The organism is Hydrogenophaga sp. (genome assembly GCF_030656115.1).
Classification (GTDB): domain Bacteria; phylum Pseudomonadota; class Gammaproteobacteria; order Burkholderiales; family Burkholderiaceae_C; genus Hydrogenophaga.
In genome coordinates this window covers 1-22,249 of record NZ_JAUSOO010000113.1, presented here as the reverse complement: position 1 = coordinate 22,249, position 22,249 = coordinate 1, and the positions used below count along the sequence as shown (strand labels likewise).

At 67.7% G+C, this 22,249-nt stretch carries 22 protein-coding genes; 16 read left to right on the top strand and 6 right to left on the bottom strand.

What is annotated here, in order from left to right; genetic code table 11:
- Nucleotides 1-1,350, bottom strand: a 1,350-nt coding sequence (gene argS, locus Q7J58_RS13860) for an arginine--tRNA ligase (protein ID WP_304829064.1), incomplete at its 3' end; no start/stop codon positions are given.
- A 37-nt stretch (nucleotides 1,351-1,387) separates the two neighbouring features.
- Nucleotides 1,388-2,314, bottom strand: a complete 927-nt coding sequence (locus tag Q7J58_RS13855) for a LysR family transcriptional regulator (RefSeq protein WP_304829061.1) — start codon at nucleotides 2,312-2,314, stop codon at nucleotides 1,388-1,390.
- Between the two features lie 120 nt (nucleotides 2,315-2,434).
- Here Q7J58_RS13855 and Q7J58_RS13850 point away from each other — a divergent pair, with 120 nt between their 5' ends.
- Complete coding sequence (locus Q7J58_RS13850) at nucleotides 2,435-2,659, top strand: hypothetical protein (RefSeq protein WP_304829058.1); 225 nt, start codon at nucleotides 2,435-2,437, stop codon at nucleotides 2,657-2,659.
- A gap of 19 nt (nucleotides 2,660-2,678) precedes the next feature.
- A complete protein-coding gene (locus Q7J58_RS13845) occupies nucleotides 2,679-3,059 on the top strand; it encodes a tautomerase family protein (RefSeq protein ID WP_304829055.1) in 381 nt (126 codons plus the stop codon).
- A gap of 165 nt (nucleotides 3,060-3,224) precedes the next feature.
- Here the strand turns inward: Q7J58_RS13845 and Q7J58_RS13840 are convergent, their stop codons facing one another.
- Entirely contained in the window at nucleotides 3,225-4,142 is a 918-nt protein-coding gene (locus tag Q7J58_RS13840; RefSeq protein ID WP_304829053.1) for an HTH-type transcriptional regulator ArgP, read from the bottom strand.
- A 132-nt stretch (nucleotides 4,143-4,274) separates the two neighbouring features.
- Between Q7J58_RS13840 and Q7J58_RS13835 the strand changes: the two genes are divergently transcribed.
- From Q7J58_RS13835 to Q7J58_RS13820, 4 genes are all read left to right on the top strand, one after another.
- A complete protein-coding gene (locus Q7J58_RS13835) occupies nucleotides 4,275-4,916 on the top strand; it encodes a LysE family transporter (protein ID WP_304829051.1) in 642 nt (213 codons plus the stop codon).
- A 4-nt stretch (nucleotides 4,917-4,920) separates the two neighbouring features.
- Nucleotides 4,921-6,588: an NAD(P)/FAD-dependent oxidoreductase gene (locus Q7J58_RS13830; RefSeq protein WP_304829048.1), complete on the top strand. Its 1,668-nt coding sequence runs from the start codon at nucleotides 4,921-4,923 to the stop codon at nucleotides 6,586-6,588.
- Between the two features lie 24 nt (nucleotides 6,589-6,612).
- Entirely contained in the window at nucleotides 6,613-7,416 is an 804-nt protein-coding gene (locus Q7J58_RS13825; protein ID WP_304829045.1) for a carbon-nitrogen hydrolase family protein, read from the top strand.
- 110 nt (nucleotides 7,417-7,526) lie between these two features.
- On the top strand, nucleotides 7,527-7,892 hold the full coding sequence (locus tag Q7J58_RS13820) for a rhodanese-like domain-containing protein (protein ID WP_304829042.1): 366 nt from the start codon (nucleotides 7,527-7,529) through the stop codon (nucleotides 7,890-7,892).
- A 24-nt stretch (nucleotides 7,893-7,916) separates the two neighbouring features.
- On the opposite strand, the gene Q7J58_RS13815 is transcribed toward Q7J58_RS13820, so the two are convergent.
- Nucleotides 7,917-8,843 carry a LysR family transcriptional regulator gene (locus Q7J58_RS13815; protein ID WP_304829039.1) on the bottom strand — a complete coding sequence of 309 codons (927 nt, stop codon included), beginning with the start codon at nucleotides 8,841-8,843 and terminating at the stop codon, nucleotides 7,917-7,919.
- 284 nt (nucleotides 8,844-9,127) lie between these two features.
- Between Q7J58_RS13815 and Q7J58_RS13810 the strand changes: the two genes are divergently transcribed.
- Genes Q7J58_RS13810 through Q7J58_RS13780 form a run of 7 tightly spaced genes read left to right on the top strand, consistent with a single transcriptional unit; the run spans nucleotide 9,128 to nucleotide 15,874 of the window.
- Nucleotides 9,128-9,796 carry a methyl-accepting chemotaxis protein gene (locus Q7J58_RS13810; protein WP_304829036.1) on the top strand — a complete coding sequence of 223 codons (669 nt, stop codon included), beginning with the start codon at nucleotides 9,128-9,130 and terminating at the stop codon, nucleotides 9,794-9,796.
- 4 nt (nucleotides 9,797-9,800) lie between these two features.
- Nucleotides 9,801-10,271 (top strand): hypothetical protein, encoded by a 471-nt coding sequence (locus tag Q7J58_RS13805; RefSeq protein WP_304829033.1) that lies wholly within the window; start codon nucleotides 9,801-9,803, stop codon nucleotides 10,269-10,271.
- Between the two features lie 32 nt (nucleotides 10,272-10,303).
- On the top strand, nucleotides 10,304-11,875 hold the full coding sequence (locus Q7J58_RS13800) for an extracellular solute-binding protein (protein WP_304829031.1): 1,572 nt from the start codon (nucleotides 10,304-10,306) through the stop codon (nucleotides 11,873-11,875).
- Between the two features lie 37 nt (nucleotides 11,876-11,912).
- On the top strand, nucleotides 11,913-12,782 hold the full coding sequence (locus tag Q7J58_RS13795; protein ID WP_304829028.1) for a hypothetical protein: 870 nt from the start codon (nucleotides 11,913-11,915) through the stop codon (nucleotides 12,780-12,782).
- A gap of 35 nt (nucleotides 12,783-12,817) precedes the next feature.
- Nucleotides 12,818-13,528: a PspA/IM30 family protein gene (locus Q7J58_RS13790; protein ID WP_304829025.1), complete on the top strand. Its 711-nt coding sequence runs from the start codon at nucleotides 12,818-12,820 to the stop codon at nucleotides 13,526-13,528.
- Nucleotides 13,529-13,539: 11 nt separating this feature from the next.
- A complete protein-coding gene (locus Q7J58_RS13785) occupies nucleotides 13,540-15,381 on the top strand; it encodes an ATP-binding protein (protein WP_304829022.1) in 1,842 nt (613 codons plus the stop codon).
- Nucleotides 15,382-15,421: 40 nt separating this feature from the next.
- The gene (locus Q7J58_RS13780) at nucleotides 15,422-15,874 is read left to right on the top strand and encodes a TerB family tellurite resistance protein (RefSeq protein ID WP_304829020.1); all 453 of its coding nucleotides are present in this window, start codon (nucleotides 15,422-15,424) and stop codon (nucleotides 15,872-15,874) included.
- Nucleotides 15,875-15,895: 21 nt separating this feature from the next.
- Here the strand turns inward: Q7J58_RS13780 and Q7J58_RS13775 are convergent, their stop codons facing one another.
- Nucleotides 15,896-16,849, bottom strand: coding sequence for a hydroxymethylglutaryl-CoA lyase (locus tag Q7J58_RS13775; protein ID WP_304829018.1), 954 nt, complete (start codon nucleotides 16,847-16,849; stop codon nucleotides 15,896-15,898).
- Between the two features lie 17 nt (nucleotides 16,850-16,866).
- On the bottom strand, nucleotides 16,867-18,093 hold the full coding sequence (locus tag Q7J58_RS13770) for a CaiB/BaiF CoA-transferase family protein (RefSeq protein WP_304829016.1): 1,227 nt from the start codon (nucleotides 18,091-18,093) through the stop codon (nucleotides 16,867-16,869).
- A gap of 217 nt (nucleotides 18,094-18,310) precedes the next feature.
- Between Q7J58_RS13770 and Q7J58_RS13765 the strand changes: the two genes are divergently transcribed.
- The 3 genes from Q7J58_RS13765 to Q7J58_RS13755 form a co-directional block, all read left to right on the top strand.
- Entirely contained in the window at nucleotides 18,311-19,264 is a 954-nt protein-coding gene (locus Q7J58_RS13765; RefSeq protein WP_304829013.1) for a LysR family transcriptional regulator, read from the top strand.
- Nucleotides 19,265-19,342: 78 nt separating this feature from the next.
- Nucleotides 19,343-20,041, top strand: coding sequence for a haloacid dehalogenase type II (locus Q7J58_RS13760; protein ID WP_304829010.1), 699 nt, complete (start codon nucleotides 19,343-19,345; stop codon nucleotides 20,039-20,041).
- Nucleotides 20,042-20,108: 67 nt separating this feature from the next.
- On the top strand, nucleotides 20,109-22,249 hold a 2,141-nt coding region (locus Q7J58_RS13755; protein ID WP_304829007.1), incomplete at its 3' end, for a malate synthase G.

The window sequence follows — 22,249 nt, the reverse complement described above, 5'->3', positions numbered from 1 at the left end:
GTACTGCACGTAATAGACCGGGTTGTCGTTGTTCTTCTGCACCGCGAGGTCCACGTCAAACGTGTACTCGGTGTCGGGCTTGCGACTGAGCAGGAAGAAGCGCACCGCGTCCTTGCTGGTCCATTCGATCAGGTCGCGCAGGGTCACATAGCTGCCGGCGCGCTTGCTGATTTTCACCTCTTCACCGCCCTTGACCACGCGCACCATGGTGTGCAGCACGTAGTCGGGGTAGCCCTGGGGAATGCCCACGCCTGCGGCCTGCAGGCCGGCGCGCACACGGGCGATGGTGCCGTGGTGATCGGTGCCCTGGATGTTCACCACCTTGGTGAAGCCGCGTTCCCACTTGGCGATGTGGTAGGCCACGTCGGGCACGAAGTAGGTGTACGAACCGTCGCCCTTGCGCATGACGCGGTCTTTGTCGTCGCCGTAGTCGGTGGACTTGAGCCACAGCGCGCCGTCTTGCTCGTAGGTTTTCCCGGCTTCAATGAGCTTCTGCACCGTGGCGTCCACGCGGCCGCTGGTGTACAGGCTGGACTCCAGGTAGTAGTGGTCAAACTTCACCTGAAAGGCCTGCAGGTCCAGGTCCTGCTCGTGGCGCAGATAGGCCACGGCGAACTCGCGGATGCTGTCGAGGTCGGCCACGTCGCCGCTGGCGGTGAAGCGGCGGTCGTCGGACGCCACGGTTTTCTTGGCCAGGAAGTCGTCGGCAATGTCCTGGATGTATTCGCCGTTGTAGAAGGCTTTGCTCTCGGGATTCGCCGGGTCGGTGGGCCAGCAGCTGTCGCCGGGCTTGAAGCCCTGGGCGCGCAACTGCGTGCTTTTGGCCAGGGTGCCGATCTGCACGCCCGCGTCGTTGTAATAGAACTCGCGGTGCACGGCCCAGCCCTGGGTCTGGAACAGGCTGCAGATCGCGTCGCCCAGCGCGGCCTGGCGGCCGTGGCCCACGTGCAGCGGGCCGGTGGGGTTGGCCGACACAAACTCGACCATCAGGCGCTGGCCGTTGGACGGCTGCACGCCAAACGCGTCACCGGCTTGCAGCACCTCGTGCACGATCTGCTGCTTGGCCTCGGGCTTCAAGCGGATGTTCAGAAAGCCAGGGCCGGCGATGTCGATGCTGGCCACCCAGCGCTCGTAGGCGGGCTGGGCCAACAGCGCCGCGCGCAGGGTTTCACCGAGCTGGCGCGGGTTGAGCTTGAGCGGCTTGGCCAGCTGCATGGCCGCGGTGCAGGCGAAGTCGCCGTGGGCGGCCACCTTGGGCGACTCGAACGCGGCACGGGCACCCGCACCGGGGGACAGTTTTTCCAGCTCGATGGCCAGGCCGGTGAGCAGTTCTTGTTTGATCTTGAGCATAGGGGTGAGATTTTAGGCGGCGGCCTCGGTACACGCTTCAGGCCGGTACAAGGCCTGCCGTGACCTCGCCCGAGAGCCATCGGGCCCAATGGTCAACGCAGGCGCGCAGCTTGGGCAGGCGGTGGCGTTCGGACAGCATGACCGCGTAGATGGGTACCCGGCTTCGGTCGAACCAGTCGTCGAGCAGCGGCACCAGGGTACCGCGCTCGATGTGGCCACTGGTGTAGATGTCGTTGAGCCGACCGATGCCGACACCGGCCAGGGTGAGCGCCAACAACATGGCCGAGTTGTCGGTGCGGGTGTGGCCTCGGGGCAGGTAGGCCGGCGAGCCGTCGGGCGAGCGGCCCTTCGCCCAGGGCCAGCGGTTCATGGCCGGGCTGGCGCTGTTGGTGATCAGGCGGTGCGCCGCCAGATCGTCGGGATGCCGCGGCGTGCCGAAGCGCGCCAGGTAGGCCGGTGCGGCACACAGCTGGCGACCGTGCTGGGCGATCTGGCGCGCCACCAGGTTGTCCCCGTGGGTGCTGCCGGTGCGGATGGCGATGTCCACCCCCTCGCGCGCCATGTCCACCATGCGGTCGTCGGCCAGCACCTCCACCTGCAGCTGCGGGTGGGCCTCGTAGAGCGAGGGCAGGCTGGGCACGATCACACTGTCGGCCAGGCCCGGACTCACGCTCAGGCGCACCCAGCCGCTGGGGCCGGCACGCTTGTGCTGGAAGGCCGCAGCCAGCTCGTCGCGCGTGTCCAGAAGCCGGCGCGCGTGGGCGGCAAAGGTGTCGCCCTCGTCGGTCAGGCTCAGGCCGTGGGTCGTGCGGTGCATCAGGCGCACGCCACACTGCGCCTCCAGCCGGGCCAGGGTGCGCGAAACCAGGCTGACCGGCGCATGGCGCTCGCGCGCGGCCGCCGACAAGGTGCCCAGTTCGGTCACGCGCAGGAACAGGGCCGCATCGTCCAGATCGAGTTTCATGGCCTGGATTCTCCTGGTTTTGCAAAAAATGCAAAGCCATTAAGCGATTCAAGGTGTTTCCACGCACCGGACATCTCAATACAGTGAAACACCCAAGCCACCACCGCACAGGAGTCCACCATGAACCAGCCCACCCACCCCGACCCGCACGACTACGCCCGCGCACGCCACCGTGCCGAACACCTGCGCCAGGAAGCGGTCACCGAATTCTGGCGCGGCGCCGACTCGGCCTGGACGCGCGTGAACCTGGTGGGGGCCAATGCCCGCCTTGCGCGCAGCACGCAGCGCCTGCAGGCCCGGCTGCGGCGCCACCGGGCCGGGGCAGCACCGGACTTGGCAACCTGAGAAGCGCGAGGAGCACACCATGCCACTCGTCACACTGACCGTTCGTCAATCGTCGACCCCAGCCCACAAGGCCGCCTTGCTCGATGCCGTGCATGCGGCCCTGGTGTCCAGCGGCGTGCCACTCGCCGACCGTTTCCAACGTGTGCTGGCGCTGAGCGAAGCGGACTTCCGCTTCGACCCGCGCTACCCCGACCTGAGCACCGATCGCACGCCGGACTTCGCCCTGATCGAAATCCTGTGGTCAGCGGGCCGCAGCGTGAAGGTCAAGCGTGCCGTGCTCGCCCACCTCATGGCATCGCTGTCAGCGGCTGGGCTGCAGACCGAGCACGTCCTGGTGTGCTTCAAGGAAACCCTGTGGGAAAACTGGTCGTTTGGCGGCGGGCGGCTGTTGCACGCCTGAGCGGTTGAGCGTTTTTCGCTCATGTCTGAAAAACGCCCAGGCTCTGAGCCACAGCCGCCTCAACAGAACTTGCGCAAAGCCGTCAGGGCTGGGAGCCGCAGGCAGTACAACCCCAACGGACGGCAAGGCGAAGCACCACGGTGGCTTTACGCACGCAAGTCCTGCTCAAGCAGGATTCGCCAGGGGCATCGGCCGCAGGTGCTGGCGCGCCGCAGCCTTCACCGCGCCGGTGAGCCGCTGGGCCGAGATCGACTCGCGCGCCCAGTGCTGCCAGTAGAGCCCCACGTCCACCGTGGCGTCGGGCAGCACCTCTTGCAGGCCCGGGCGACCTGCCAGGTGCTGCTCGGGCACCATGCCCCAACCCAGGCCCAGTTCAATCGCGGTTTCAAACGCTTCCACCGCCGGGGCAAAGTGGCGCGGGTAGTTGGGCTGCTTCAGACCAAAGTGCTGCGCCAGAAACGCGTCTTGCAGCGCGTCTTTGCGGTTGAAGATGATGGCCGGGTGCGACAGCAGCTTGTGCGGCGACACCGCGCCAGCGGGCGTGCGGCAGCGCTGGACCACGGCGGGCGCGGCCACGCAGCGGTAGCGCATGACCCCCAGCGGCTCGGCCACGCAACCGCGCATGGGCTCGGCCAGCGTGGTGACACAGCCGATCACGTCGCCGCTTTTGAGCGCATCGTGGGTGTGGTCCTGGTCGTCGATCAAGATTTCAAGCAACAAGCGGTGGCGCTGCAACACCGGGGCCACGCCAGGCAAAAACCAGCTGGCCACCGAGTCGGCGTTGATCGCCACGCTCAGGCTCTGCCAGCGCACGCCGCTGCGCGCCTCGGTGCCTTGCAGGCCGCTGAGCAAGTCGGCCTCCATCATGCGCACCTGCTTCACATGGCCCAGCAGCGCCTGCCCGGCCGGGGTGGCGCGCACCTGCTTGCCGCGCACCAGCAGGCGCTGGCCCAGGGTGTCTTCCAGCGCCTTGATGCGCAGCGACACCGCCGCCAGCGTGAGCGACAAGGCCTGGGCGGCCGGGCCAAAGCCACGGTGTTCCACCACGGCGGCCAGGGCTTCGAGTTGGCGGGCGTCCAGCATGTTTTGGTTAAAAATTAATTGAGTGATAAGAGTTTAATTTACATTGATTTAAATAAAAACCCGTTTGGCACACACTGGCGGTCATTCGAACCCGATTCGACCCCCACAACCGCCCCGCTCCCGGAGATTCCCATGGTCCTGACCTTCCCCACCTTCACCGCCGGCATGGTGCTCAGCATCTCGCTGATCATGGCGATTGGCCCGCAAAACGCCCACGTGCTGCGCATGGGCCTGCAGCGCCAGCACCTGTGGCTCACGGTGGCGGTGTGCGCCCTGGCCGACGTGGTGCTGATTGGCCTGGGCGTGTTCGGCCTGGCCCAGCTCGGCGGCCTGAGCGACAAGCTGCTCGGCGCGCTCATTGGCGCGGGTGTGCTGTTTCTCGGCGTGTACGGCTGGCAGGCGTTTCAGCGTTTTCTGAAACCGCAGACGCTGGCGCTGGCGAACGGCGACCAGGGCCAGCCCCAAGGGGCCGCCGCCCCGGTGACGCAGCGCCAGGCCATCCTCTCAGCGCTGGCATTTTCCTGGCTCAACCCACACGCCTGGCTCGACACCGCCGTGCTGATCGGCACCGCGTCGCTGGCCTACGGGCAGGGCAGCACCTCGTTTGGCCTGGGCGCGGCCACGGGCTCGCTGGTGTGGTTTGTGGTGCTGGGCAGCGCCGCCTTCTGGCTCGGCCGCCGGCTCAATTCGCTGCACATCTGGCGTGCACTGGACGGCGCCGTGGCGCTGATGATGTGGGGCACCGCCGCCTGGCTGATTTCATCGCTGGTGTAAGCCCATGACCACCACCCGCCGCACCCCCGCCCCGGTCACCGTTTTTGGCCCGGACTTCCCGTTTGCTTTCGACGACTGGCTGAAACACCCGCAGGGCCTGGCCACGCTGCCCGCCAGCGCGCACGGCACAGAAGTGGCCATTGTGGGCGCGGGCATGGCCGGCCTGGTGGCGGCTTATGAGCTGATGAAGCTGGGCCTGAAGCCGGTGGTGTACGAGGCTTCGCGCATGGGTGGTCGGCTGCGCTCGCAGCCGTTTGAAGGCGGCCAGGGCGTGGTGGCCGAGCTGGGCGGCATGCGCTTCCCAGCCTCCAGCACGGCGTTTTACCACTACGTGCATCTGCTCGGCCTGCAGACCCAGCCCTTCCCCAACCCGCTCACGCCCGCGGCCGGCAGCACGGTGGTGGACCTGGAGGGCCAGACGCATTACGCCCGCACGCTGGCCGACCTGCCGCCCCTGTTTGCCGAAGTGGCGCAAGCCTGGAGCGCCGCGCTGGCCGAACTGGGCTTTGGCGACCTGCAGCAGGCGCTGCGCGAGCGCGATGTGCCCCGCCTGAAAGCCCTGTGGGACCGTCTGGTGCCACTGTGGGACGACCGCACGTTTTACGACTTCATCGCGCAATCCGAAGCGTTCAGCAAGCTCTCGTTCCGCCACCGCGAGGTGTTTGGCCAGGTGGGTTTTGGCACCGGCGGCTGGGACTCGGACTTTCCCAACACCATGCTGGAGATCTTGCGGGTGGTGCTCACCGGCTGCGACGAAGACCAGCACCTCATCACCGGCGGCGTGCAGCAGGTGCCGCTGGGCCTGTGGACGCACGCGCCCGAGCAGATCACGCACTGGCCACCCGGCACCTCGCTGGCCAGCCTGCACGGCGGTGCCACGCGCCCGGGTGTCACGGCCATTGCGCGCGCACGCAGCGGCCAGCTCGCCATCACCGACGCCTGGGGCACCGTGCGCGACTACGCAGCGGTGCTGGTGACCTGCCAGACCTGGCTGCTCACCACGCAGATTGCAGTGGAAGAAAGTCTGTTTTCGCAAAAGCTGTGGATGGCGCTGGACCGCACGCGCTACATGCAGTCGAGCAAAACATTTGTGATGGTGGACCGCCCGTTCTGGAAAGACGTGGACGCCGCCACCGGCCGCGACACCCTGAGCATGACGCTTACCGACCGGCTCACGCGCGGCACCTACCTGTTTGACAACGGGCCAGAGAAACCGGCCGTGATCTGCCTGAGCTACGCCTGGATGAGCGACGCGCTGAAGATGCTGCCGCACCCACCGCACAAGCGCGTGCAGCTGGCGCTGGACGCGCTGAAAAAGATCTACCCGAACGTGGACATTGCCCGCCACATCGTGGGCGACCCGATCACCATCTCGTGGGAGGCCGACCCGTATTTTCTGGGCGCCTTCAAGGGCGCATTGCCCGGCCACTACCGCTACAACCAGCGCATGTACGCCCACTTCATGCAAGACGGCCTGCCGCCCGCCGAGCGCGGTATTTTTCTGGCGGGTGACGACGTGTCGTTCACGCCCGCCTGGGTGGAAGGCGCGGTGCAGACCTCGCTCAACGCCGTCTGGGGCATCGTGCACCAGCTCGGCGGCCAGTGCCCGGCGGACAACCCGGGGCCGGGCGAACTGTTTCCGGGCATCGGGCCGGTGGCCTTGCCGGACTGACGCCTTCGGGCACAAGATCGCGGCATGCAAGACACCCTGACCCTCGCCCTCTGGCAAACGCCCTATGCGGACTCACCCGCCGACGCACTGCAACGGCTGGATGCCACCGCTGCACAGGCCCGCGCGCAGGGGGCTGACCTGCTCATCACGCCCGAGATGGCGCTGACCGGCTACGCCATCGGTCCCGAGCGCGTGGCGGCGCTTGCACAGCCGTGCGATGGCCCGTTGGCGCGAGCCGTGGCCGCCGTCACCCAGCGCCACGGCATCGCCATCGTCTACGGCTACCCCGAGCACAACCCGTACGGCAAGCCCTTCAATGCGGCCCAGGTCATCGGGCCCGACGGCACGCGCCTGGCCCACTACCGCAAGACCCACCTGTTTGGCGACATGGACCGCGCGCAATTCAGCGCGGGCGAGGCGGCTTCGCAGGTGTTCAACTGGCGCGGCTGGCGCCTGGGCCTGCTGATTTGCTACGACGTGGAGTTCCCCGAAACCGTGCGCGGGCTCACGCTGCAAGGTGCCGACGCGGTGCTGGTGCCCACGGCCAACATGATCGGCTTTGACGAAGTGCAAAACCTGCTGGTGCCCGCCCGCGCCTGCGAAAACCGGGTGTTTGTGGCCTATGCCAACGCCTGCGGCAGCGAGGGCGCGGTGCATTACGGCGGGCTCAGCACCGTGGCCGGCGCGCGCGGCACCACGCTCGCCCGCGCCGATCGCGAACCCTGTCTGCGGGTGGTCACGCTGGAGCACGCCGCCCTGTCACAGGCCCGCCAACACACCTACCTGAACGACCGGCGCACCGATCTGTATGGGCCGCTGACGAGCTGAAACGCCTGTGGCGCGGCGCGGGTCCCGCAGCCTTTCCAAGCCCTGCGTCATCCCGGTGGTTTGCTGCGAAAATCGTGTTTTTTGGAATACTCCCCCCACTAAGGAACACGATGGACATTCAAGGCTTTTTGGCGAACTACTGGCCGCTGCTGGCCCTGGCGCTGTGGTTGGGCTACAAATGGTGGAACGCGCGGCGCGTGGTGGCGCTGCTGCCGGCGCTCAAGCAGCAGGGCGCCTTGTGGGTTGATGTGCGCTCGGCGGGTGAGTTCGCCGCGGCGAATGCGCCAGGCACGGTGAACATTCCGCTGGGCGAACTGGGGCAGCGGCTGGGCGAAATTCCCAAGTCGGCACCGGTGGTGTTGTGCTGCGCCAGCGGCACCCGCAGCGGCATGGCCAAGCTGGTGCTGAAGAAAAACGGTTACCGCGATGTCTACAACATCGGCAACTGGACCAAATTTCTCCAGGCCAACGTCTGACCAGAACCGGGGGCGCTCAGCCGCTCAGGGTCCCGCCCAGAAATCGGCCTGCCCGTAGTGGTGCTTTAAAAAGTCGATCCACAGCCGCACCCGCAGGGCCAGGTGTTTGCGCTGCGGAAACAGGGCGTAGATGCCGTTGGGCGGGGCCGCGTAGTCGTCCAACACCGTGACTAGGCGGCCAGCGGCGATGTCGGACTCCACTTCCCAGGTGCTGCGCCAGGCAATGCCATAGCCCGCCACACACCACGCGTGCAGCACCTGACCGTCGGAGCAGTCGAGCGGGCCGCCGGGGCGCAGATGCACCAGCTCGCTGGCACCGCCTTCGGCCGCCGGCATGGCAAAGGCCCAGCCCCGGGTTTGTGAAGCGTCGCTGCTGAGCGTGAGGCAGTCAAAGCGGGCCAGATCGGACGGGGTTTGCGGCCGCCCATGGTGCTGCAGGTAGCGCGGCGCGGCCACGCACAGGCGGCGGTTGTCGGCCAGGCGCACGCTCACCAGCGACGAGTCGGGCAGATCGCCCACGCGCACGGCGCAGTCGTAGGCTTCGCCCGCCACGTCCACCACGCGGTCGCTCAGGTTGAGCGAAATCGTGACCTCGGGGTGCAACTCGCGAAAGCGCGGCACCAGCGGCGCCACATGGCGCCGGCCAAAACCGGCCGGTGCGGTCAGGCGCAGGTGGCCGCTGGCTTTCACGCCGCCCGCGCTCACGCTGGCTTCGGCATTGGCCAGATCGGCCAGCAGGCGCTGGCAATCTTCCAGAAACGCACTGCCCTCGTGCGTGAGCGTGATGCGCCGGGTGGTGCGCACCATGAGCTTGACGCCCAGGCGCGATTCGAGCGCGTCAAGCCGGCGGCCAATGATGGCCGGCGCCACGCCTTCGGCCCGGGCGGCGGCGGTCAGGCTGCCACGGGTGGCCACCGAGGTGAAGGTTTCGAGCTGTTTGAGCTTGTCCATGGCGGGCAGATTACCCCAGCGGCAGGATCCAATCAACCGCAACCGGCCCGAATTGACAGCGTTTCAGGTGATCAATGGTGCAGATGCCCCACCCGAGGGCAGGCCGGTTTTCAAGGGCGCTCACGCGGCCCTGGCATGGCGGCAAACGGCGGTTGCTGCCGGCCTTGCCGTAAACTCCCCACGGGGTCCGCACCGAGTGCCACAGCATGGGGCTGGCTCGGGCCCGGCACACCCGTGCCGCCGTGCGCAGGCGCTGTAGACCAACACGATGCTGGAGAACACACATGAAGGGCATGATGGGCTTTCTGGAAAAGGCTGGGCTGGTCCGCATGGACGCACCCCACGAGACCGCCGCGCCCACGCCACCGCCCGAGGGGCCGCCCCCCGAGGCCGCCGCCACACCCCCACCACCGCCCGCCGACACGCCCATGGCGGCTGGATCGCCCCTGAAACTCGACGAGATCTACGCCCAGGCGGGCGTGCCCGCGTCCTTGTACCCGGCCGAGCGCCTGCTGCGGTTGATCGAAGGCCTCAGCGCGATGGACGCAGCCACCCGTTTGATGGTCATCCAGGCCATGGACGCCGCCGACGAGTCGTGGACGATCAACGACCCGCTGGCCGATGCGCACGCCAAGGTGCAGGCCCTGGCCATGCATAGCGAGTTGCTGGAGCTGAACCTGCAGGCGCTGGAGCGCGACACCCGGGCCCGAATCGAATCGACCACCGCACGGCGCGAAAAAGTCGTGGGCGACATCCGCCAGCAAGTGTCCGAACTGGAGGCGCTGATCGCCCGCGAGGTGTCGCGCGCCGCGCAGGAGATGGCGACCCAGGAGGCACAGCTCCAGGCCGCCCGGGAACACACGGCCGGGCAACTGGCCAGCCTGTCGCAGCTCAGCCAGCGGCTGCAGCAGCTGTCCACCCAATTTGGCGCGCCCGCCGCCGCCCAGGAATGAACCCATGGCCAGTTTGACCCCGCTTTCCAAAGGACTGATCGGCCTGGCCGTGGTCGGCGCCATGGCGTCGGCCGTGTGGCACCTGGCGCTGAAAGAGCGCTTCAACACGCCGCCCAGCGCCACCGCCCCCAGCGCCCAGCCAGCGCCGTCGGAGCCCCCAGCACCCAGCGTCACGCCCACGCCATCCAGCACGCCACCACCGCCCAGCGAGGCCGCTGCGGCGAACCCCAGCGGGGGCCTGTCGCCGCAAGAGCACGCCGAACAGGGCCGCCGCTGGATGGAAAGCGGCGACTTTGCGCAGGCCCGCCCCCACCTGGAGCAAGCGGTGCAGGGTGGCGACGCCGGGGCGGCCTGCCACCTGGGCGAAATGACGCTCAAGGGCCAGGGCGGCATCGCGGCCGACCAGGAAGCCGCCGCCAAACTCTTCCAGCTGGCCCAGTCCCGCAACGCCATCTGTTTCGCGCCCGGCCAGTGAGGCCGCACCCGCCCTCTTTCCAAGGACACCCCATGCAACTCCGCCTCATCGCCCTGGCCACCGCCCTGCTCAGCGGCCTCTGGATCACCGGCACGGCCCAGGCCCAGGGCTTCGTTTTCGGCACCGCCGAACCCAAGACCACCACCGCTGCGCCCGCTGGCGCGCGCAACGCCAAGGTCGAGTCGGCGCAGCGCCTGCTGGCCCGCCTGGGCCTGCTGCGTGAAACGCCCTCGGGCACCCTGACCCCGGCCACGCTGGACGCCCTGCGCGCCTTTGCCGCCCGCACCGGCACGGCGCCCGCCAGCGAGGTCAACGACGCGCTGCTCAACGCGATCCGCCGCCACATCTGGACCAGCCAGAACTGGTCCAGCGGCAACTACAAGGGCAAAGAGAAGATCGTGGACGCAGCGGGCCTGCGCGAGGCGCAGATCCTGCTGGGCAAGCTGGGCTTCAACGCCGGCCCGCTCGACGGCACCTTCGGCCCGCAGACGCAAGTGGCCACCGAGGCCTTCCAGGAGTCGCAGGGCGTGAGCGTGGACGGCCTGATCACCTCCACCGTGCTGATGAACCTGCGCCGCGCGGTGAACGGCGCGGGCGCCGGCGCCAAGGAAACGGTGCGCGTGCTCAACTGGCCCGACTACATCGAGCCCAGCGTGCTGCAGGACTTCGAGAAGGAATTCAACATCCGCGTGGTCTACGACATCTTCGCCGACAACGACGACCTGCAGGCCCGCCTGGGCGCGGCCGGCACGCCCTACGACGTGGTGTTCCCCACCGCCAACGCCGTGCCCGGCATGGCGGCCAAGGGCCTGCTCGGCAAGCTGGACAAAGCCAGCCTGAAAAACCTGAACAACATCGACCCGCGCGTCGACGCCACCCTGCGCGCCTGGGACAAGGACGGCGCCTACAGCCTGCCCTACATGTGGTACACGGTCGGCATCGCCTGGAACCCCAAGCTGACCAGCAAGGCCTTTCCCGGCCACACCATGGACGCGCTCGCCACCGTGTTCGACCCGGCCATCGCCCAGCGCTTCCGGTCGTGCGGCATCGGCGTGGTCGATTCGGCGTCCGATGTGATCCCGCTCGCGGCCATGGCCGGTGGCCAGCCCAAGTGGGCCGGCCGCGCGTCGATTGCCGCCGCCGAGAAGGTGATGGAGCGCATCGCCGGCACCGTCAAGGTCATCCCCACCGACCAGTTCATCGACGCGCTGGCCAACGGCAAGCTCTGCGTCGCCATCGGGTTCTCGGGCGACGCGGTGCAGGCGCAGGGCAAGTCGCGCGGCTCGGTCGAGTACCGCGTGCCGGCCGACGGTGGCCTGCTCGCCATCGACGCCATGGCCGTGCCGGCGAACGCGAAAAACAAACGCGCCGCGCACCAGTTCATCGACTACCTGATGCGCCCCCAGGTGATCGCCAAGGTCTCCAACACCGTGGGCTATGCCAACGCCAACCTCAAGGCCGGCGAGTTCATGAGCGCGAGCGTGAAGAGCAACCCGGCCGTGGTGCCCAGCACCACCGCGCTGAGCCGCTCGTCGCCGATCCCGGTGTTGTCCGAGCAGGATCAGCAGGAGATCAACCGCATCTGGTCGCGTTTCGCCAAGTGACACCGCCAGTGACACCGGCGCCACGCCCGCCACGCCCTTGAGCGACAAGCCGTCCTACCTGGGCGCCTTCCTGCGCCACCCGGCCAACCGCACCGCCCTGCTCGCGGCCGGTGTGGTGGCCATCTTTGCGTCCATCCCCATGGGGCTGTCGGGGCTGGCACTGGTGGGCACGCTGGCGCTGGGCACCGAAATTTTGGCGGCGCTGATGGTGCCCAGCCTGCCGTCGTTCCAGGCCTGGGTCGACCGCGAGGCGCAGCACCAGCGCCTGAGCCAGCGGCGCCAGTTGCTGGTTGCCGAGCTGCGCGAGCGCGGCGAGTCCGACGCCCTCGCCACCTACCAGCACATGTGGGAACGCGTGCAGGCGCTCTACCAGACGGCGGGCGACCGGCAGACCACGCTGACCCGACAAGACGTCGAAAAACTCGACGCCCTGACGGTCGATTACCTCGGCCTGAGTGCGGTCAACGCTTCGCTGCGCCGCCGCAAAGAACCGATCCGGGAAGATCAGGTCAACCGCCGCATCGCCCAAGTCCAGGCGCAACTGCAGAACCCCGCGCTGGGCGACAACGAGGCGCGGCAGCTGCGCGCCACGCTCGCCGAATACACCGAGGCGCTGAACCGTTCGCGCCGCCTCGCGGTGCGCCGCAGCGCACTCGAAGCCACGCTGCTGGCCATGCCCGACAAGATGGAAGAGGTGTACCAGTTGGTGATCACCTCGCCCTACGCCAGCGACATGGGCAGCAAGCTCGAAGACTCGCTCTCGCGCCTGCGCATCGCCGAAGAAGTGGCCGCCGAATTCGACGTCACCGACCTGGCCGCGTTTGGCCACCCGGCCCCGCGCGTCAGCGCTCCCGGCACCGCAGCCCACGCGGCCACGGCACAGGCCGCAGCCCGCCAGAAAACCTGATACTCAACCACCACCGAACGCAACCAGGAGCACCCATGGCCAACAACGCAATCTTCGCCCGCCTCGCCAACCTCTGGACCGGCTTCATCTCGCTGTGGGTCTCGGACATCGAGAAAGAACACCCCGAGATCGCGTACCAGAACGCGATCTCGTCGATGATCCAGAAGTACACCCAGCTCAAGGCGGCCACCGGCGCCATCATCGCGCGCCGCCAGGAGATCACCTCGCGCCTGCAAGCCAGCGAACGCGAACTCGCCGCCGTGAGCACCGACCTGGAGGCGGCCATGGCCACCAACCAGGACGACCTGGCCGTGGTGCTGATCCAGAAGAAGAACGCGCTGGACGCGGCCATCGCCGAGCTGCGCGCCGATGCCGCCCAGGCCACCGCCGATGCCGACGGCGCGAAAGATTCGCTGATCCAGGTGAAGTCCGAAATCGACAAGCTCAAGGCCGAGAAAGAACGCATGCTGGCGCAGATGCACAGCGCGCAGGCCCGCATCAAGATCCAGGGCCAGCTTGACGGCCTGTCGGTGGACGCCGAGGTGCAGGCGCTGGGCGCCGTGCGCGACCACATCAAGAGCCAGGTGGCGCAGGCCAGTCTGGGCGCCGAGCTGCAGAGTTCCGACCTCGACGTGCGCCTGAACAAGCTGCGCCAGAGCAGCGGCAGCGTGACGGCCAAGGCGCAGCTCGAAGCCATGAAGCAGGCGCGCGCTGCCGCGCAGGCCGCCCCCACCAAGACGCTCTGAGCCGCCCCCGCATGAACGCACCCGCCCCCCCGCGCCACGAGCTGCCCCGATGGGCCGAGGTTCTGCGGCAGAAGTACCTCGCGGGTGAAGCGTCCACCTTTGTGCTCTACCGCAACGTGTTCGACAACGTGCTGGTGGGCGACAAGCTGCACAACCTGGGCTCATTTCTGGTGGAAGCGCTGTTCAAGGACACCAAGCAGCACGTGTGCGAGGTGAGCCTGGAGCGCGGCATCCGCGTGCTCTCGGGCACCAGCGAAGACAAGCAGCGCGCGCTGCTGCGCCAGCATGAAGAAGGCACCGAGCCCGACCTGCTGGCCGCGCTGCACGCGCTGGAGCAGCGCATGCGCGCGCAGCCGTCCACCGCCGTCATCGTGCCCTATGCCGACGCGCTGCTGCCCGCTGGCGACCCGAGCTTCATGGCGCAGACCGACCGCCAGACCTACCTGGTGTTCCACCGCTGGTCGCTCGACCAGACGCTGACCCAGGGCGACAACATCGTCGTGCTCATCACCGAGTCGCTGGGTGCGATCAACCCCGGCCTGCTGTCCAACCCCAAGGTGGCGGCCATCGAAATTCCCATGCCCGACCTGCCGCTGCGCAAGCAAGTGATCGGCTTTTTTGCGCCCAAGCTCAGCGCGCACCAGATCGATCTGTTTTCCGAGCGCACCAGCGGCCTGCGCACGGTGCAGCTCGCCAACATCCTGGCCGGCTCCCAAGGCCATGGCCTGAGCGAGGCCGAGCGCCGCGCGCTGATCGGCCAGCTGCTTGACGGCACGCCCGACGCAGCCGCCCGCGCCGACACGCTGGCCACCATCACCGCCGGCATGACGCCCGCCGAGATCACGCGCCTGATTGAGCCCGGCAAAGCCCTGCCCACCGGCGACGCCGACCAAGAGGTGCTGAAAGTCATCCACGCGCGCAAGCGCGAGATGATCGAGAAGGAATGCGCGGGCCTGATCGAGTTCATCGAACCCAAACACGGCCTCTCGGCGGTGGGCGGGCACGAGCACATCAAACACGAGCTGATGGCCATCGCCAAGAACCTCAAGGCCGGTGAAACCACGCTCACGCCCATGGGCCTGCTGGCGGTCGGCCCCATGGGTTCGGGCAAAACCTTCGTCATCAAAGCCTTCCTGAAAGAGGCGGGCCTGTCGGCCGTGGCGCTGAAAAACTTCCGCTCCAAGTGGGTGGGCTCGACCGAGGCCAACCTGGAGCGCGTGCTCGCCACCGTCAAGGCCATGGGCCCCATCGCCGTGATCATCGACGAAGGCGACCGCAGCTTTGGCTCGGGCGGCGGCGAAGACAGCGACGGCGGCACCAGCTCGCGCGTGATTGCGCGGCTCAAGGAATTCATGGCCGAGCCCGAGAACCGCGGCCAGGTGCTGTTCGTGATGATGACCAACCGGCCCGACAAGCTCGACTCCGACATCAAACGCCCCGGCCGGCTGGACCGCAAGATCCCGTTCTTCTACTGCGACACCGCAGCCGAACGCGTGCAGGTGTTGCGGGCCGTGCTCTCGCGCTACCAAGAGCCCTGCGTGGCGAGCACCGAAGAACTGCTGACGCTGTGCGACACGCTGACCGGCTATTCCAACGCCGACCTCGAAGCGCTGGCGCTGCTGGCTGTGGAACTGGCACGCAACCAGGCCACGCCGCTGAACGCCGACGCCCTCACCCAGGCCGCCGCCGACTTCATGCCGCCGCAGGAGCGCGACATGATCGAGTTCATGGAGCTGCTGGCGGTGTCGGAAACCTCGCGCCGCTCCATGCTGCCCAAACGTTTCCGCGACATGGCCCTCGCCGACATCCAGAGCCACCTGATCGCCGCCAAACGGCGCGCCCTGACCCGTTGATCCTTTGATCCGCTGACCCACCCCACACAAGGAGCCATTCATGCCAACGATTCAAGACCAGAACCTGAGCGCCACCCAGGTCATCCAGCTGACCCAGGCCATGTTGTCGGTGGCCCTGGTGGATGGCATGCACCCCGCCGAAGCGGCCCTGATCGGCCAGTTCTACGAAAGCTCGCGCTCGGCCGACATGCCCACCACGTCGGCGATGCTGTCGGGCACCCACGCCTTTGACGCCACGGCCATGGTCGGTTGCCCGGCCGACGTGGCCGACACGGTGGTGCTGATGTGCCTGATGTGCGGCTACGCCGATGGTCACCTGAGTGCCGAAGAACGCACCCTGGTGCAGTCGTACGCCGCCGCCCTGGGGGTGGACGACGCACGCTTTGAAGCGCTGCTGGGCCAGGTGCGCGACGAGCTCATCGGCGCCCTGTCGCACCTGCCCGACGCGGAATCGGTCGCGAATGTGGTGCGCGAGCTGGCTGCGGGCGGCTGAGCGCCTCCAGCAGCACCCGCTTCAGAGGCCGATGGCACGGCAGGCGGGCTGAGGCGTCTGCACCCAGCCTTTGGGCAGCCCCGCTTCGGGCGTCATGCCGTACACCGGCTCGCCGGGCAGCCCCGCCTTCAGCGGCGCGCGCGCCGCCATCAGGGCGGCCAGGTCCACGCCCGTGCGCACGCCCATGGCCTCGAACATGAACACCAGGTCTTCGGTGACCACGTTGCCGCTGGCGCCGGGCGCGTAAGGGCAGCCGCCCAGGCCGCCGAGCGAGCTGTCAAAACTGCGCACGCCCACGTCAAAAGCCGCCAGGCAGTTGGCCAGGCCCAGGCCGCGCGTGTTGTGCATGTGGGCCGCGCCGGCGCGCTCGCCCAGCTCGGCGCGCAGCCGGGTGAACAGGCGTTTGACTTGCGCCGGGTTGGCCATGCCGGTGGTGTCCGACAAGCCCACTTCGTCCACCCCCGCCTGCACGCAGGCGAGCGCCAGGCGGATCACATCGTCTTCAGCCACCGCGCCTTGCAGCGTGCAGCCAAACGCGGTGGACAAGCCCACCTCCACCGGCACGCCGGGGGCCTGTTCGTTGCGCAGCGCGATCACGTCGCGCAACTCCGCCACCATCTGCTCGCGCGTTTTGCGCACGTTGGCCAGCGAATGCGCTTCGCTGGCCGACACCGGCAGGGTGAGTTTGTGCACGCCGGCGGCCAGCGCCGCCTGGGCGCCGCGCCGGTTGGGCACCAGGGCCATCACCGTCAAGCCCGGCAGGGTGATCGCGTGGCGCACCACCTCGGCCACGTCGGCCATTTGCGGCAGCAGCGCTGCGGGCACAAACGAGCCCACCTCGATCTCGCGCAAACCGGCCGCGGCCAGCGCGCTGATCCAGCGGCACTTGTCGGCCGTGGGCATGGTGGCTTTGACAGACTGCAGCCCGTCGCGCGGACCAACTTCGCTGATGTGGATATCGGGCATGGGGTTCATTGAAAACAAGAGGGGGTTCAGGCCACGGCGGCCTGCGCGCGCAGGCGGGCCATGTCGGCTTCGGTGTAGCCCAGGCCTTGCAGCACCTCGGCGGTGTGCTGCCCTTGTGTGGGCGGCTGCAGGCGCACGCCCAGGCGGTGGCCGTCCATGGTGAAGGGGAACAGGGTGGTCTTGGCGGTCTGGCCGGCGCGTGCGCCGTCGGGCAGGGTGATGTCGGCCAGGCCGCCGGTGGCCAGCAGGTGTTCGTCGCCGTACAGCTCTTCGGGCTTGCGGATGGGGGCAAACGGCAGGCCAACCTTTTCAAACAGCGCCGCCAGGTCGGCTGCGCGCCAGGTGGCCAGGCGCTCGCGCAGCACCGGCAGCAACTGCGGGCGTTGCTTCACGCGGGCGTTGTTGTCCGGGTAACGCGGGTCGGCCTTGAGGTCGGCAAAACCCAGCGCGTCGCAAAACGTGGCCCACTGCGCGTCGCTCACCGCCGCCAGAAAGATCTGTTCGCCATCTTTCACCGTGAACACGTCGTACACCGCCCAGGCCGAGATGCGCTCGGGCATGGGCGCCGCCGCCTGTCCGGTGATGGCGTACTGCAGCATGTGCTGGCCGACCAGGAAGACGTTGTTTTCAAACAGCGCGCTTTGCACTTCCTGGCCTTTTCCGGTGATGCCGCGCTGGATCAGCGCACCCAGCGCACCGATGGCGCCGAACATGCCGCCCATGATGTCGTTCACGCTGGTGCCCGCGCGCAGCGGGTCGCCGGGGCGCCCGGTCATGTAGGCCAGGCCGCCCATCATCTGCACCACCTCGTCCAGCGCGGTGCGGTGCTCGTAGGGGCCGGGCAAAAAGCCTTTGTGGCTCACGTAGATCAGCCGCGGATTCACCTGCGACAGGGTTTCATAGTCCAGCCCGTATTTCTTCATGGTGCCGGGCTTGAAGTTCTCGGCCACCACGTCGGCACTGGCGGCCAGGCGGCGCGCCACCTCGGCGCCTTCGGGTGTGTGCAGGTTGATGGCGATGCTCTTCTTGTTGCGGTTGAACATGGGGAAGAAGCCAGCGCCCGAGCCCAGCAGGTGGCGCGTGCGGTCGCCGTCGATCGGCTCCACCTTGATGACCTCGGCCCCCATGTCGGCCAGCACCATGCCGCAGGTGGGGCCCATGACCATGTGGGTGAACTCGACCACGCGCAGGCCCTTGAGCGGCTGCGGGGCAGAAGGTGTGGACTCGGTGGGTTCGGTGAATTCGGTGTTCATGGGGGCGTGGTTGTTCGTCGGGGCATCCATCATGCACACACCCCGTGGGCGATGCTGTGCAGGCCGTCGCACCGACCCATCTCACGCACGGTGAGGGTGTTGTTCATGTCTTGTCTCCTACCCGGAGCTTGTGCCGGTTGGGGGGTAGTTTAGGATTCACCAAAATGCTGTAAAGCGGTATTTTGGAACCTCAGAGATTCCCAACCGGAACAACACCATGCGCGACCTTGACCTCACCAGCCTGCGCCTCTTCGTGGCCGTGTGCGACACCCGCAACATCGCCCGCGCCGCCGCCGACGCCAGCCTGGTGGGCAGCGCGGTGAGCAAGCGCCTGGCGCAGCTCGAAGCGCAGCTGGGCACGCCGCTGCTGGTGCGCCAGCGCCACGGCGTGGAGCCCACACCCGCTGGCGAAAGCCTGCGGGAGCACGCCCGCGAACTGCTGCTGGGCGCACAGCGCATTGAGCGCGACATGGCGGCCTACGCGGCGGGTGTGCGCGGGCAGGTGCGGGTGCTGGCCACGGCGTCCGTCATGGCCGAGCGGCTGGCCGACGACGTGGCCGATTTCCTGACAGCGCCCGAGCACGCGGGCATCCGCGTGGAACTGGAGGTGCGCGCGAGCCCGCAGGTGGTGCAAGGCATTCGCGACGGCGTGGCCTCGCTGGGCATTTGCTGGCAGAGCCCGCACGGCGCCGACCTGCGCGGCCTCGGCACCGCGCCCTACCGCCAAGACCGGCTGGGCCTGGTGATGCACGCCGGGCACCCGCTGGCCAGCGCCCATCGGCTGCGGTTGGCCGACGCGCTGGATTGGGACTACGTGGGCCTGCCGGTGAACAGCGCGGTGCAGGCGCTGCTGGTGCGCGCCGCTGCCGAAATAGGTCGCCACCTGAAATACCGCATGATCGTGACCGACTTCGAAGCCGCGCTGCGCGTGGTGCGCACACGGCTGGCGATCAGCGTGATCCCGATGGAAGTGGCCCTGCCGCGTGCGGCGCAATACGGCCTGCGCGTGGTGCCGCTGGACGAACCCTGGGCCGAACGCGCGTTCGCCCTGTGCTTTCGTGGCGCGGGCGCGCTCACCCCGGCGGCGCAGCTGCTGCTGGACCATCTGCAACGGTGGGGTGCTGATGGGCCATGGCACCCGGTCGATGGCCAGGCACCCGATCGGCCATAGCATTAGCCCACTAAAAGTCACAGATAAATCGCTTATCAGGAAATCAATGGCGCATCAGGTATCGAATAAAGTTCAGCCATGGAAAAACCCCGCGCTGTTTTGTTCGATGCCTACGGCACGCTGTTCGATGTGTACAGCGTGGCGCTGCTGGCCGAGCAATTGTTTCCCGGCCAAGGCCAGCGCCTGAGCACGCTGTGGCGCGACAAACAGATTGAATACACCCGCCTGGTGACCACCAGCAACGGTGGCGCGCACTACCAGCCGTTCTGGGCGCTCACGCAGCGCGCCCTGGCCTACGCCATCAAGGTGGTGGCGCCAGCGGCCCGGCAAGACTGGGCCGCTTTTGAAGCCCGCGCCGCCCAACTGCTCAACCAATACCGCAGCCTGAGCGCGTTCCCGGAAAACCGCGAGGTGCTGCAAGCCCTGCGCGCGCGCGGCATTGCCACCGGCATCTTGAGCAACGGCGACCCCGCCATGCTGGGCATTGCCGTGCGCAGCGCCGGGCTGGACGGCTTGCTCGACCACGTCATCAGCGCCGACCCGATCCGCCTGTACAAAACCCACCCCGCCGCCTACGCGCTGGGCGAGAAAGCCACCGGTTTGCCTGCCCGCCAGATCGTGTTTGTGAGCAGCAACGCCTGGGACGCGCTGGCCGCCACCTGGTACGGCTACCAGACGCTGTGGGTCAACCGCCAGAATATGCCGTTTGAAGAGCTCGGCACCCAGCCCACACGCACCGGCCACAGCCTGCGCGATGTGCTCGCATTCTTTGACTGAATCTGTTTCCTTTTTCAACACCGTTTCGGGCTGAGCCTGTCGAAGCCTTTTTTCCTGGAGCTATCCGATGACACAACGCACCACCATCCACGGCCTGCAAGTCGCCACCGAACTGTTCGACTTCATCAACAGCCGCGTGCTGCCCGGCACCGGCGTGAGCGAAGCCACGTTCTGGCAAGGTTTTGACGCCATCGTGGCCGACCTGGCCCCGAAAAACGCCGCCCTGCTGGCCGAGCGCGACCGCCTGCAGACCGAGCTGGACACCTGGCACCAGGCCAACCCCGGCCCCATCACCGACATGGCCGGCTACCGCCAATTTCTGGAAACCATTGGCTACCTGGTGCCGGTGCCCGCTGACGCCCAAGCCACCACCGCCAACGTGGACGCCGAGCTGGCACTGCAGGCCGGCCCGCAGCTGGTGGTGCCCATTCTGAACGCCCGCTACGCCCTGAACGCCGCCAACGCCCGTTGGGGCAGCCTGTACGACGCGCTCTACGGCACCGACGCGATTTCGGAAGCCGACGGCTGCGAGAAAGGCCCGGGCTACAACGAGAAGCGCGGCGCCAAGGTCATCGCCTTCGCCCGCAAATTTCTCGACGAATCGGCCCCGCTGGTCAGCGGCTCGCACGCCGATTCCACCGGCTACGCCATCGCCAACGGCGCACTGCACGTGACGCTGCAAGGCGGCGCCACCACCGGCCTGAAAGACGCCGCCCAGCTGGTGGGCTACCAGGGCGACGCGGCCGCACCGTCGTCGGTGCTGATGGTGCACAACGGCCTGCACTTCGACCTGATCATCAACCGCGCCACCCCCATCGGCCAGACCGACGCCGCGGGCGTGAGCGACCTGGTGATGGAAGCCGCGCTGTCCACCATTCTGGACCTGGAAGACTCCGTGGCCGCCGTGGACGCGCAAGACAAGGTGCTGGCCTACAGCAACTGGCTCGGCATCCTGAAGGGCGACCTGACCGAAGACGTGGCCAAGGGTGGCAAAACCTTCAAGCGCGGCCTGAACGCCGACCGCGTGTACACCAGCCCCCAGGGCGACGCCGAAGTGCGCCTGCACGGCCGCAGCCTGCTGTTCCTGCGCAACGTGGGCCACCTCATGACCAACCCGGCCATTTTGTGGGGCGCCGAAGGCCAAGAGATTCCCGAAGGCATCATGGACGCGGTGGTCACCACCACCATCGCGCTGCACGACCTGCAAGGCCACGGCCAGCTGGCCAGCGGCCCCATCCGCAACAGCCGCACCGGCTCGGTCTACATCGTCAAACCCAAAATGCACGGCCCCGCCGAAGTGGGCTTTGCCGCCGAACTGTTTGGCCGCGTTGAGCAGGTGTTGGGCCTGCCTGAAAGCACGGTCAAGCTGGGCATCATGGACGAAGAGCGCCGCACCAGCGTCAACCTGAAGGCCTGCATTGCCGCTGCCGCCAGCCGCGTGGCGTTCATCAACACCGGCTTCCTGGACCGCACCGGCGACGAAATGCACACCGCCATGCACGCCGGCCCCATGGTGCGCAAGGGCGACATGAAAGCCAGCGCCTGGATTCAGAGCTACGAGCGCAACAACGTGCTGGTGGGCCTGAGCTGTGGCCTGCGCGGCAAGGCACAAATTGGCAAAGGCATGTGGGCCATGCCCGACCTGATGGCCGCCATGCTGGAGCAAAAAATTGCCCACCCCAAGGCCGGTGCCAACACCGCCTGGGTGCCCAGCCCCACCGGCGCCACCCTGCACGCCCTGCACTACCACCAGGTGCTGGTGAGCGACGTGCAGAAAGAGCTGGAAAAGATCGACGCCAACGCCGAGCGCGACAACCTGCTCACCGGCCTGCTCACCATTCCCGTGAGCAGCAATCCGAACTGGACCGACGCCGAGAAACCGCAAGAGCTGGACAACAACGCCCAGGGCATTCTGGGCTACGTGGTGCGCTGGGTGGACCAGGGCGTGGGCTGTTCCAAGGTGCCCGACATCCACAACGTGGGCCTGATGGAAGACCGCGCCACGCTGCGCATTTCCAGCCAGCACATGGCCAACTGGCTGCACCACGGCGTGGTGACCGAAGCACAGATCAAGGAAACCTTTGAGCGCATGGCCGCCGTGGTGGACGCCCAAAACGCCGGCGACCCGCTGTACCAGCCCATGGCCGGCCACTTCGACACCAGCATGGCCTACCAGGCCGCCTGCGACCTGGTGTTCAAAGGCCTGGC

Bases quoted from the DNA above. Each gene is read 5' to 3' on its own strand.
- Q7J58_RS13855 (WP_304829061.1), bottom strand. From the start codon at position 2,314: ATGAAACTCGATCTGGACGATGCGGCCCTGTTCCTGCGCGTGACCGAA.
- Q7J58_RS13850 (WP_304829058.1), top strand. From the start codon at position 2,435: ATGAACCAGCCCACCCACCCCGACCCGCACGACTACGCCCGCGCACGC.
- Q7J58_RS13845 (WP_304829055.1), top strand. From the start codon at position 2,679: ATGCCACTCGTCACACTGACCGTTCGTCAATCGTCGACCCCAGCCCAC.
- Q7J58_RS13840 (WP_304829053.1), bottom strand. From the start codon at position 4,142: ATGCTGGACGCCCGCCAACTCGAAGCCCTGGCCGCCGTGGTGGAACAC.
- Q7J58_RS13835 (WP_304829051.1), top strand. From the start codon at position 4,275: ATGGTCCTGACCTTCCCCACCTTCACCGCCGGCATGGTGCTCAGCATC.
- Q7J58_RS13830 (WP_304829048.1), top strand. From the start codon at position 4,921: ATGACCACCACCCGCCGCACCCCCGCCCCGGTCACCGTTTTTGGCCCG.
- Q7J58_RS13825 (WP_304829045.1), top strand. From the start codon at position 6,613: ATGCAAGACACCCTGACCCTCGCCCTCTGGCAAACGCCCTATGCGGAC.
- Q7J58_RS13820 (WP_304829042.1), top strand. From the start codon at position 7,527: ATGGACATTCAAGGCTTTTTGGCGAACTACTGGCCGCTGCTGGCCCTG.
- Q7J58_RS13815 (WP_304829039.1), bottom strand. From the start codon at position 8,843: ATGGACAAGCTCAAACAGCTCGAAACCTTCACCTCGGTGGCCACCCGT.
- Q7J58_RS13810 (WP_304829036.1), top strand. From the start codon at position 9,128: ATGAAGGGCATGATGGGCTTTCTGGAAAAGGCTGGGCTGGTCCGCATG.
- Q7J58_RS13805 (WP_304829033.1), top strand. From the start codon at position 9,801: ATGGCCAGTTTGACCCCGCTTTCCAAAGGACTGATCGGCCTGGCCGTG.
- Q7J58_RS13800 (WP_304829031.1), top strand. From the start codon at position 10,304: ATGCAACTCCGCCTCATCGCCCTGGCCACCGCCCTGCTCAGCGGCCTC.
- Q7J58_RS13790 (WP_304829025.1), top strand. From the start codon at position 12,818: ATGGCCAACAACGCAATCTTCGCCCGCCTCGCCAACCTCTGGACCGGC.
- Q7J58_RS13785 (WP_304829022.1), top strand. From the start codon at position 13,540: ATGAACGCACCCGCCCCCCCGCGCCACGAGCTGCCCCGATGGGCCGAG.
- Q7J58_RS13780 (WP_304829020.1), top strand. From the start codon at position 15,422: ATGCCAACGATTCAAGACCAGAACCTGAGCGCCACCCAGGTCATCCAG.
- Q7J58_RS13775 (WP_304829018.1), bottom strand. From the start codon at position 16,849: ATGAACCCCATGCCCGATATCCACATCAGCGAAGTTGGTCCGCGCGAC.
- Q7J58_RS13770 (WP_304829016.1), bottom strand. From the start codon at position 18,093: ATGAACACCGAATTCACCGAACCCACCGAGTCCACACCTTCTGCCCCG.
- Q7J58_RS13765 (WP_304829013.1), top strand. From the start codon at position 18,311: ATGCGCGACCTTGACCTCACCAGCCTGCGCCTCTTCGTGGCCGTGTGC.
- Q7J58_RS13760 (WP_304829010.1), top strand. From the start codon at position 19,343: ATGGAAAAACCCCGCGCTGTTTTGTTCGATGCCTACGGCACGCTGTTC.